The sequence below is a fragment of the Streptomyces sp. NPDC057616 genome (genome assembly GCF_042800575.1).
Lineage (GTDB): Bacteria > Actinomycetota > Actinomycetes > Streptomycetales > Streptomycetaceae > Streptomyces.
In genome coordinates this window covers 5,869-14,805 of record NZ_JBHVGU010000080.1, presented here as the reverse complement: position 1 = coordinate 14,805, position 8,937 = coordinate 5,869, and the positions used below count along the sequence as shown (strand labels likewise).

The following is an 8,937-nucleotide window of genomic DNA, read 5'->3' as shown; positions in this document are numbered from 1 at the left end:
GTGCCGTTGCCACCCCGCTCCCGCACCACCTTCAACAGACCCGCAAACTGCGTCACCCGCAGCCCCGTGAACGTCTCCACCCACACCCGCTCAGCACGTAAGACCCCAGCCATACAAGGGAGATGCCCAGCTCAGAGCCTTGTGCAACACCCTTTAGGGCCTGTTGCGAAAGTCCCGTCGTCCGACTCCGGCGCCCCTACTCGGAGTTGTCCTGGACGGCGGCCCAGAAGTGGTCGACGATCCGGTTCAGGAAGTCGCGTCCGGCGTCGCCGGACTCGCTCGCCGCGTTGCCGGCGCCCCAGTTCAGCGAGGCGACCATCTGCCCCTGGTAGTCCTGGTGCAGCTGCTGCAGGGAGTCCTCCAGTAGCGGCCGGTCCAGGGGCACCGTCTTCGCGACGGGACGGACGTAGGCCTGCCAGCGCGTGGTCACGGCGCTGCGGAGCATCTCGGCGAGCTTCGCCTCGCGTCCGGTGACGGTGACGAAGTCCGGGACCGACAGCTCCAGCAGCTCGGCGAGCGCGGTGGACTGGCGCTCGTTGCCGCGCCAGACGCTGTCCTCCATGTGGAGATAGGCGGGCAGGTCGAGCCCGGCGGCGCGCGCGACGTCCTCGGGGGCGAGGCCGCGGGCGATGCGGTGCTCGCGCAAGGTGCGCGGCCGTCCGATGAGTTCACCGGGGGAGCACCACAACACCCCGGCCAGCGCGCCGAGTTCGGGGCTGGTGGGGGAGAGCTGGCCGCGCTCCCAGGCGACGACCAGGTCCGCCGTGACGTACGGCAGTCCGTACGAGGTGCGCAGGCCGTGGGCGACGTGCTCGGGAGCCATGGCGAGCGCGGCGCGCAGCCGGCGCGCGGCGAGGGCGTCGAAGGGCGGGGCGGGCTGGTGGGGGCGGGTCGGACGTGGGAACACGCGGGCCAACGTAGGCGCGTGGTGACGTCGTGACTACGGTCTGTTCGGCCAGGATCACGGATTGTAGGAACGTACGGATTCGGCCATCTGTGCGGTCCGTGCGGGGCCGGCCGACGATCGTCCTCCGCTGGTGCGGGCGCGCCGGAGAGTCCTTCCGGCCGGGTGGCGCGCGCGGTGGCGCATGTGTGAACGTCAAGCTCGAAGGGCATATGCGAGCCCGTTCGCGGGCTCCCCGGCCTCCCGGACCCCGTACCGCACGGCGTGGGCGCGGGGGCGCGGGCGGCGCCCGTGCGGGCGGACGCCGACGGCGAGTGCGCCACCGCCGGCCGGGGGAGCGGCTCCGCGGGGACCGGCGGCGCGCGGCTCGATTGCGACCTCGCGCCGCCGGGCGTCACCCCTTGACGGCCCCGCCCAGCGCGAAGCCGCTGCCCAGCCGCCGGGAGATCAGCACGTACAGCAGGATCACGGGCGTGGAGTAGACGATCGAGAACGCGGCCAGCTGCCCGTACGCCACCATCCCGCGGTTGCCGAAGAACTCGTTGATGCTCACGCTCGCCGGCATCTGGTCCGGGGTGAGCAGGAGCATGAAGGGGACGAAGAAATTCCCCCACATCAGGACGAACGAGAAGACGGTGACGACGGCGAGGCCCGGTCCCATCAGGGGCAGCACGATGCGGACCAGGGACTGCATCGACGACGCCCCGTCCGTCCAGGCCGCCTCCTCCAGCTCCTTCGGCACGCCGTCCATGAAGTTCTTCATCAGCCAGATGGCGAAGGGGAGTTGGGAGGCGGCGAAGAACAGGATCGTGCCCTGCATGGTGTCGATCAGGTCCACCTGCACGAACAGCGCGTACACCGGCACCATGATCGCCGTGATGGGCAGGCTGGTGGCGAACAGCACGGTCAGCAGGAAGGGACGGTTCAGGCGCGAGCGGAAGCGCGAGAGCGGGTACGCCGCCAGCGCCGCGCACACCACCGTCAGCAGCGTCCCGCCGCCGCACAGGATCAGGCTGTTCAGCAGCGGGGTGAAGGTGATGTCCGAGGTGAGGATCGCGTCGAAGTTGGACCAGGTGACGCCGTCCGGGGCCTTCACGCGGAGGTCCGCGTGCGGGTCCACCGACGACAGAAGCACCCAGGCGAGCGGCAGCGCGAAGGCGGCCGCGACCACCAGCAGGCCGATGTCGGCGGCCAGCCGGCGGCTTCTGCGGCGGGAGGCGAGTGTGAGGGCCATGGTGTCCGTCAGACCTCCGTCCGCAGCAGGCGCAGATAGACGAGGGAGAACAGGGAGCCGACCAGGAGCAGCAGCAGGGCTACGGCGGTGCCGTAGCCGATCATGCTGTTCTGGAAGGCCTGCTCGTACATGAACAGGGGGAGGGTCTGGCTCTTGTTGCCCGGGCCGCCCCGCGTCATCACCCAGATCAGCCCGAAGACCGACAGGGTCTGCAGGGTGTTGAGCATCAGGTTCGTGCCGATGGAGCGGCGGATCATCGGCAGCGTGATGTGCCACATCCGGCGCCAGCCGCCCGCGCCGTCGACCTCCGCCGCCTCGGTGATCTCCTGGGGGATCTCGTTCAGGGCGGCCGAGTAGACCAGCATCGAGAAGGCCGTGCCGCGCCACACGTTGGCGAACGACACCGCCAGGATCGGCAGGGTGAACAGCCAGTTCTGGGACGGGAGATGGAGCCAGTCGAGGATGGCGTTCAGGGTGCCCTCGCGGCGGAAGAAGGCGTAGAGCAGGAAGCCCGCGACGACCTCCGGCAGCACCCACGCGGTGATGACGATGCCGCCGGTCAGGGTGCGGACGGGCTTCGAGGCGCGCTGCATCAGCGTCGCCAGGGCCAGCCCCAGGGTGTTCTGGCCGAGCAGCGAGGAGACGACCGTGAACACGAGCGTCAGCCATACGGCGTTGATGAACTCGTCGTCCCCGAAGGCCTTGCGGAAGTTGGCGAGGCCGACGAAGGAGGAGTGGGCCTGACCGGTGAGCTGGAGGTCGGTGAAGGCGATGTAGGCGCAGTAGGCGATCGGGCCCGCGAGGAAGAGCAGGAGCAGGACCACCGCGGGGGCGACCGGCAGGGCCCGGGTCAGCCCGCGGGCGACGGGAGTTCGCGGACGGGGCGCCTGGCTTGGCGCCGGCGGGCCCGGGGGGACCTCTGCTGTCTTGAGGTCCGCCCCGGTGTGCGGAGTTGCTGCGGTCATCGGTGGTGGCCGCCGATCACTTCTTGACGACCTGGTTGTCCGTGGCGTCCTTGAGCGCGTCGTCGTAGCCGCTCGCCGCCTTGTCGACGGACGTGTCGCCCGTCGTGACGCCCTCCATCGCCTCCTGGATCGCCGTGGACACCTTCGGGTACGCCGGGTAGGCGGGCCGGTAGTGGGTGCTGGCGACCAGGTCGGTGAAGAACTTGATCCCGGGCTGCGCCTTGGCGTACGAGGGATCGTCCGCCACGTCCTTGCGGACCGCGATGCCGGAGTTGGCGATGTACCACTTCTGCGCGTTGGCCTTGGTCTGCATCGTCCTGATGAAGTCGAAGGCCAGGTCGGGGTTGCCCGCCTTGGCGGGGATCGCCCAGGTCCAGCCGCCGGACATGCTCACCTTGCCGGGCGCCTGGCCGTTCTGCGTGGGCATGTGGGCCAGGCCCAACTCGCTGGACCACGTGGGCCATTCGTGGCCGCTGCCCTTCAGCCAGGCCTGCGGCAGCCACGAGCCGTCGAGGTCGATGCCCAGCTTGTGCTTGGGCAGCATCTCGCCGGCCACGATGGTCTGGATGTTGGGGTCGAGGGCGGTGGCGACCTCCGTGCCGAGCTTCTCCCGGTAGACCGTGTGGACGAAGTCGAGGGAGTCCTTGAAGCCCTGGCCGCCGGCGATCCACTTCTTGGTGGACTTGTCGTAGAGCGGGTCCGTGGTGCCGTCGCCGGTGCCGTACAGGAGCATCTCGAAGCCCTGCATGGTGGCGGCCTCACCGGCGGGCTTGCCGGTGTAGACGTTGAGGGGGGTGACGCCCGGGACCTTCTTCTTGATCGTGCGGGCGGCGTCGAGGACCTCGTTCCAGTTCTTCGGCTGCCAGTCGGCGGGCAGGCCGGCCTTCTTGAAGATGCCCTTGTCGAACCAGAGGCCGCGGGTGTCGGTGCCGTCGGGGACGCCGTACGTCTTGCCGTCCTCGGCCTTGGCCGCGGTCTTCGCCGTGTCGATGAACTGGTTCCAGTCGGGCCACTTGGCGAGATACGGGTCGAGCGGCTTCAAGTACCCGCTGGTGATGTCGGAGTTGATGAGGAAGGTGTCCTCGTAGACCAGGTCCGGGGCGGTCTTGGGGGAGCGGAGCATCTGCTGGAGCTTGGTGTAGTACTCCGAGTCCGGGGCCTTGATGGGGACCAGTTCGACCTTCTTGCCGGGGTACTTCTTCTCGAACTGCTTCTTGATGTCCGCGAGATAGGTGTCCATCACGCGGATCGAGTTGTCGGTGGACTGCTTGAAGGAGACCCGCACGGTGTCCGGGTCGCTGCCGGAGCCGCTGCCGCACGCCGTGAGGGCACTTGCGGACAGGGTGAGGGCAACGAGCGTCACGAGAGGGGCGGTTGAGCGGGGGCGGGCGGCGGTGGGGCGCACGGGCACGACCTCCTACTGGCCTACGACACTGTCGGCCGATGGATGTGCGGTGAAGGTAGGAGGAGTGGTCTAGTCAGGTCAACGGGTGTGCGGCGATCTATCGCGCCCGATCCGACTCTCCTCGCTCCTCCTTCACCCACCGGTACTGCAACTCGGGCCGCCCCACGGTCCCGTACTGCGGATTGCGGGCCGCCCTGCCCGCGTCCACCAGGTGCTCCAGATACCGCCGGGCCGTGATCCGGCTGATCCCCACGGTCTCCGCCAGGCCGGTGGCGGTCAGGCCCTCCGCGCAGTCCCGCAGCGCCACCGACACCCGCTCCAGGGTCGGTGCGCTCAGGCCCTTGGGCAGCGCGGCGGGGGACGGGGCGCGCAGGGTGGCCAGGGCCCGGTCGACCTCGTCCTGGCCGCTCGCCTCGCCGACCGCGCCGTGGAACTCCGCGTACCGCACCAGCCGGTCGCGCAGGGTCGCGAAGGTGAACGGCTTCAGCACGTACTGCACGACGCCCAGCGACACGCCCTCCCGTACCACGGCCAGGTCGCGCGCCGAGGTCACCGCTATCACGTCCACCTGATGCCCGGCCGCCCGCAGCGACCGCGCGAACTGGAGCCCGTGCACGTCCGGCAGATGCAGGTCCAGCAGCAGCAGGTCCACCGCCGTGCGCTCCATCAGCCGCCGCGCCTCCGCCCCGGTGTGCGCCTTGCCCACCGCCACGAACCCCGGCACCCGCCCGACGTACATCACATGCGCGTCGGCGGCCACGGGGTCGTCCTCGACGACGAGCACACGAATGGGCTGCGCGGCGGTCATGCGTCACCTCTTCGCGGGGTCGGGGTGGTCGTCCTGGCGGGGTGAGCGGGCAGGGGGCGTCGGACGCCGGGCGGGGTGTGTGTGCCGGGGGCCGCTGGGTTGCCCTGCGGGCGGGCGACGTGGAGGGGCTGCGCCGTGGTCATGCGTCACCTCCTGGCGGGGCGGGGGTGGCCGCGGTGGAGCGGGGCCGGCGGAGATGCGCGGGGTGGGTGCCGCTGGCCACGGGGTCGGTCTCCACGGCCGGCACGGGGGTGTCCTCCATGACCGGGACGCGGAGAGTGTGGCCGGTGGTCATGCGTCACCTCTTGCCGATGTGGGCGTGGGCGTGGGCGCGGGGGCGGAGGCCGTCGTGGTTGCCGGGGCGGAGGCCGTCGTGGGCAACGGGAGGCGGACCTCGAAGATCGCGCCGCCCTCCCGGGCCTCCGTCACCGTCAGGGTGCCCTCGTGGCGGGTGACCGCCTGGCGGACCAGGGCGAGGCCCAGCCCGCGGCCGCCGGGGCCGGCCGGCTTGGTCGAGAACCCCCGCTGGAACACCAGCTCGGCATGGGCGGGGTCCACCCCCTCGCCGGTGTCCGCGACCCGGATCACCAGCTCGCCCGCCTCCGCGTACGCCGTCACCGTCACCCGGGCGCCGATGCTGCCCTGCGCCGCGTCCACCGCGTTGTCGATCAGGTTGCCGAGGATCGTCACCAGGTCGCGAGCCGGCAGGCTGGGCGGGAGCAGGCCGTCGTCGAGGCGGCTGTCCTGCGACACCACCAGCTCCACGCCCCGCTCGTTGGCCTGGGCCGTCTTGCCGAGCAGCAGCGCCGCCAGCACCGGCTCGCTCACCGCCGCCACCACCTGGTCGGTCAGCGCCTGGGCCAGCTCCAGTTCGGCCGTGGCGAAGTCCACCGCCTCCTCCGCCCGGCCCAGTTCGATCAGGGAGACCACCGTGTGGAGCCGGTTCGCCGCCTCGTGCGCCTGCGAACGCAGCGCCTGCGTGAAGCCCCGCTCCGAGTCCAACTCGCCCGTCAGCGACTGCAGTTCGGTCACGTCCCGCAGCGTCACCACCGAACCGCGGCGTTCCCCGCCCGACACCGGCGAGGTGTTGACCACCAGCACCCGCTCCGCCGACATGTGCACCTCGTCCACGCGCGGCTCCGAGGCCAGCAGCGCACCCGTCAGCGGCGCCGGCAGACCGAGCTCCGCGACCGACCTTCCCACCACGTCCTCCCCGGACGGCACCCCGAGCAGCTCCCGCGCCCCGTCGTTGATCAGCGCCACACGGTACTGGCCGTCCAGCATCAGCAGCCCCTCGCGTACGGCGTGCAGCGCGGCCTGGTGGTAGTCGTGCATCCGGCTGAGCTCGCCCGCGTTCATGCCGTGGGTGTGGCGGCGCAGCCGCGCGTTCACGACGTACGTGCCGATCGCGCCGAGCGCGAGCGCGCAGCCCGCCACGCCGACCAGCGCCGACACCTGCCCCTGCACCTGTCGGCTGATCGCCTTCACCTTGATGCCCGCGCTGACCAGCCCGACGATGTGCCGGTGCTCGTCGTAGACAGGCACGACGGCCCGGACCGACGCGCCGAGCGTGCCCGTATAGGTCTCGGTGAAGGCCGTACCCCGCAGCGCGGGCGCGATGTTCCCGCGGAAGTGCTTGCCGATCTGGTTCGCGGTCGGATGGGTCCAGCGGATGCCCTTCGTGTTCATGATCGTGACGAAGTCGACGTCCGCGTCCCGCATCACCTTCAGAGCGTACGGCTGGAGCTCGGCGGTGGGATTCGGCGTCCGGATCGCGGCCACCACGGACGGGGCGTCCGCGATCGAACGGGACACCGCCATCGCCTGGCGGGCCGCCGCGTCCTCGGCCTGCCCCCGGTCGCTGAAGTAGCTGAACAGTGCGTATCCGGCCACGAGCACCGCTATCAGCACGGCCTGCATCGCGAACAGCTGGCCGGCCAGGCTCCGGGGTCTCGGGACGGGGATGCGCATGTCGTCAGTGTGCCCCGCACGTCAATCGTGAACTAAATGAACGGAAGGGTGACCGCCCTCACACGGCGGGAGATAGTCACCGCATCGGTGAAGCGGCGCGAGCGGGCCATTCGGTTCCGGCCACCGCCTCCCGACCGATCCGCACCCCCATCCCCATCCCCCGGACGTGAGCCGCACGCCGGTGATGCCGACGAAGACGTCAAGGAGGGCATCCGTGGCCGCCAGAACCCCCGAGACGGCACATGCCGCACCCGCTGGGAAGCGGGACCGCACCCACTATCTGTACATCGCCGTCATCGTCGCGGTGGCGCTCGGTATCGCGGTGGGCCTGATCTGGCCGGACGCGGGCGTCGAGCTCAAGCCGCTCGGTACGGGCTTCGTGAACCTGATCAAGATGATGATCTCCCCCATCATCTTCTGCACGATCGTGCTCGGCATCGGCTCCGTACGCAAGGCCGCGAAGGTCGGTGCCGTCGGCGGTATCGCCCTCGGCTACTTCGTGGTGATGTCCCTGGTCGCCCTGGCCATCGGCCTCGTCGTCGGCAACATCCTGCACCCGGGCGACGGCCTGCACATCACGAACGCGCTCAAGGCCACCGGGCACGACCAGGTGGACGGCGAGGCGCTGCCGCCGGTCGAGTTCGTCCTGTCGATCATCCCGGTGACCTTCGTCTCCGCCTTCACCCAGGAGCAGGTGCTGCAGACCCTGCTGGTCGCGCTGCTCACCGGCTTCGCGCTGCAGTCCATGGGCTCCATGGGCCAGCCCGTGCTGCGCGGCATCGAGCACATCCAGCGGCTCGTCTTCCGCATCCTCGCCATGGTCATGTGGGCGGCCCCGATCGGTGCCTTCGGCGCCATCGCGGCGGTGGTCGGCTCCGCCGGTCTCGACGCGCTCAAGAGCCTCGCCATCCTCATGCTCGGCTTCTACGTCACCTGTTTCCTGTTCGTCTTCATCGTGCTCGGCGCGCTGCTGCGGGTCATCGCGGGCCTGAACATCTTCTCCCTGTTCAAGTACCTGGCCCGGGAGTTCCTGCTGATCCTGTCCACCTCCTCCTCCGAGTCCGCGCTGCCGCGGCTGATCGCGAAGATGGAGCACCTGGGCGTCAGCAAGCCGGTGGTCGGCATCACCGTCCCGACCGGCTACTCCTTCAACCTCGACGGCACGATGATCTACATGACCATGGCGTCGCTCTACATCGCGGACGCCCTGGGCACGCCGATGTCCATCGGCGAGCAGATCCCGCTGCTGCTCTTCCTGCTGCTGGCCTCCAAGGGCGCGGCGGGCGTCAGCGGCGCCGGCCTCGCGACGCTGGCCGGTGGTCTGCAGTCGCACAAGCCCGCGCTGGTGGACGGCGTCGGCCTGATCGTCGGCATCGACCGCTTCATGAGCGAGGCGCGCGCCCTGACCAACTTCGCGGGCAACGCCGTCGCCACCGTCCTGATCGGCACCTGGACCAAGGAGATCGACACCGACCGGGTCCAGCAGGTCCTCGCCGGTGAGCTGCCCTTCGACGAGACGACGCTCCTGGACGACGACGTGCAGCCGGAGGTCGAGGTGCCCGAGCAGGGCGGCGAGAAGGAACTCGCGAAGGCCTGAGCGCGGCTCCGGGGGGGGGGGGGGTCCCCCCCCCCCCCTACCCCCCCACCCCC

8 protein-coding genes and 1 pseudogene are annotated in these 8,937 nt (G+C 70.4%); 1 reads left to right on the top strand and 8 read right to left on the bottom strand.

All coding sequences use genetic code 11. The annotated features are described in order from the left end of the window. The 8 genes and pseudogenes from ACFU97_RS45565 to ACFU97_RS45530 all read right to left on the bottom strand — a co-directional run. Nucleotides 1-113 (bottom strand): annotated as a pseudogene (locus tag ACFU97_RS45565) (IS5/IS1182 family transposase); the annotation flags it as partial. Nucleotides 114-196: 83 nt separating this feature from the next. Next, the gene (locus ACFU97_RS45560; protein WP_384269090.1) at nucleotides 197-907 is read right to left on the bottom strand and encodes a helix-turn-helix domain-containing protein; all 711 of its coding nucleotides are present in this window, start codon (nucleotides 905-907) and stop codon (nucleotides 197-199) included. Nucleotides 908-1,298: 391 nt separating this feature from the next. Beyond that, entirely contained in the window at nucleotides 1,299-2,138 is an 840-nt protein-coding gene (locus tag ACFU97_RS45555; protein ID WP_384269087.1) for a carbohydrate ABC transporter permease, read from the bottom strand. 8 nt (nucleotides 2,139-2,146) lie between these two features. Next, a complete protein-coding gene (locus ACFU97_RS45550; RefSeq protein ID WP_384269084.1) occupies nucleotides 2,147-3,103 on the bottom strand; it encodes a carbohydrate ABC transporter permease in 957 nt (318 codons plus the stop codon). Between the two features lie 16 nt (nucleotides 3,104-3,119). Then, entirely contained in the window at nucleotides 3,120-4,514 is a 1,395-nt protein-coding gene (locus ACFU97_RS45545; RefSeq protein WP_384269081.1) for an extracellular solute-binding protein, read from the bottom strand. 91 nt (nucleotides 4,515-4,605) lie between these two features. Continuing rightward, on the bottom strand, nucleotides 4,606-5,316 hold the full coding sequence (locus ACFU97_RS45540; protein ID WP_384269077.1) for a response regulator: 711 nt from the start codon (nucleotides 5,314-5,316) through the stop codon (nucleotides 4,606-4,608). A 139-nt stretch (nucleotides 5,317-5,455) separates the two neighbouring features. After that, entirely contained in the window at nucleotides 5,456-5,611 is a 156-nt protein-coding gene (locus tag ACFU97_RS45535) for a hypothetical protein (RefSeq protein WP_384269074.1), read from the bottom strand. After that, nucleotides 5,608-7,287 (bottom strand): ATP-binding protein, encoded by a 1,680-nt coding sequence (locus ACFU97_RS45530; RefSeq protein WP_384269071.1) that lies wholly within the window; start codon nucleotides 7,285-7,287, stop codon nucleotides 5,608-5,610. The genes ACFU97_RS45535 and ACFU97_RS45530 overlap by 4 nt, the downstream gene beginning before the upstream one ends. A 214-nt stretch (nucleotides 7,288-7,501) precedes the next feature. On the opposite strand from ACFU97_RS45530, the gene ACFU97_RS45525 reads away from it, so the two are divergent. Beyond that, a complete protein-coding gene (locus ACFU97_RS45525) occupies nucleotides 7,502-8,884 on the top strand; it encodes a cation:dicarboxylate symporter family transporter (protein WP_384269068.1) in 1,383 nt (460 codons plus the stop codon). Nucleotides 8,885-8,937: the final 53 nt, after the last annotated feature.

Excerpts from the sequence above, each read along its gene's own strand:
- ACFU97_RS45555 (WP_384269087.1), bottom strand. The coding sequence starts at position 2,138 with ATGGCCCTCACACTCGCCTCCCGCCGCAGAAGCCGCCGGCTGGCCGCC.
- ACFU97_RS45535 (WP_384269074.1), bottom strand. The coding sequence starts at position 5,611 with ATGACCACCGGCCACACTCTCCGCGTCCCGGTCATGGAGGACACCCCC.
- ACFU97_RS45540 (WP_384269077.1), bottom strand. The coding sequence starts at position 5,316 with ATGACCGCCGCGCAGCCCATTCGTGTGCTCGTCGTCGAGGACGACCCC.
- ACFU97_RS45530 (WP_384269071.1), bottom strand. The coding sequence starts at position 7,287 with ATGCGCATCCCCGTCCCGAGACCCCGGAGCCTGGCCGGCCAGCTGTTC.
- ACFU97_RS45550 (WP_384269084.1), bottom strand. The coding sequence starts at position 3,103 with ATGACCGCAGCAACTCCGCACACCGGGGCGGACCTCAAGACAGCAGAG.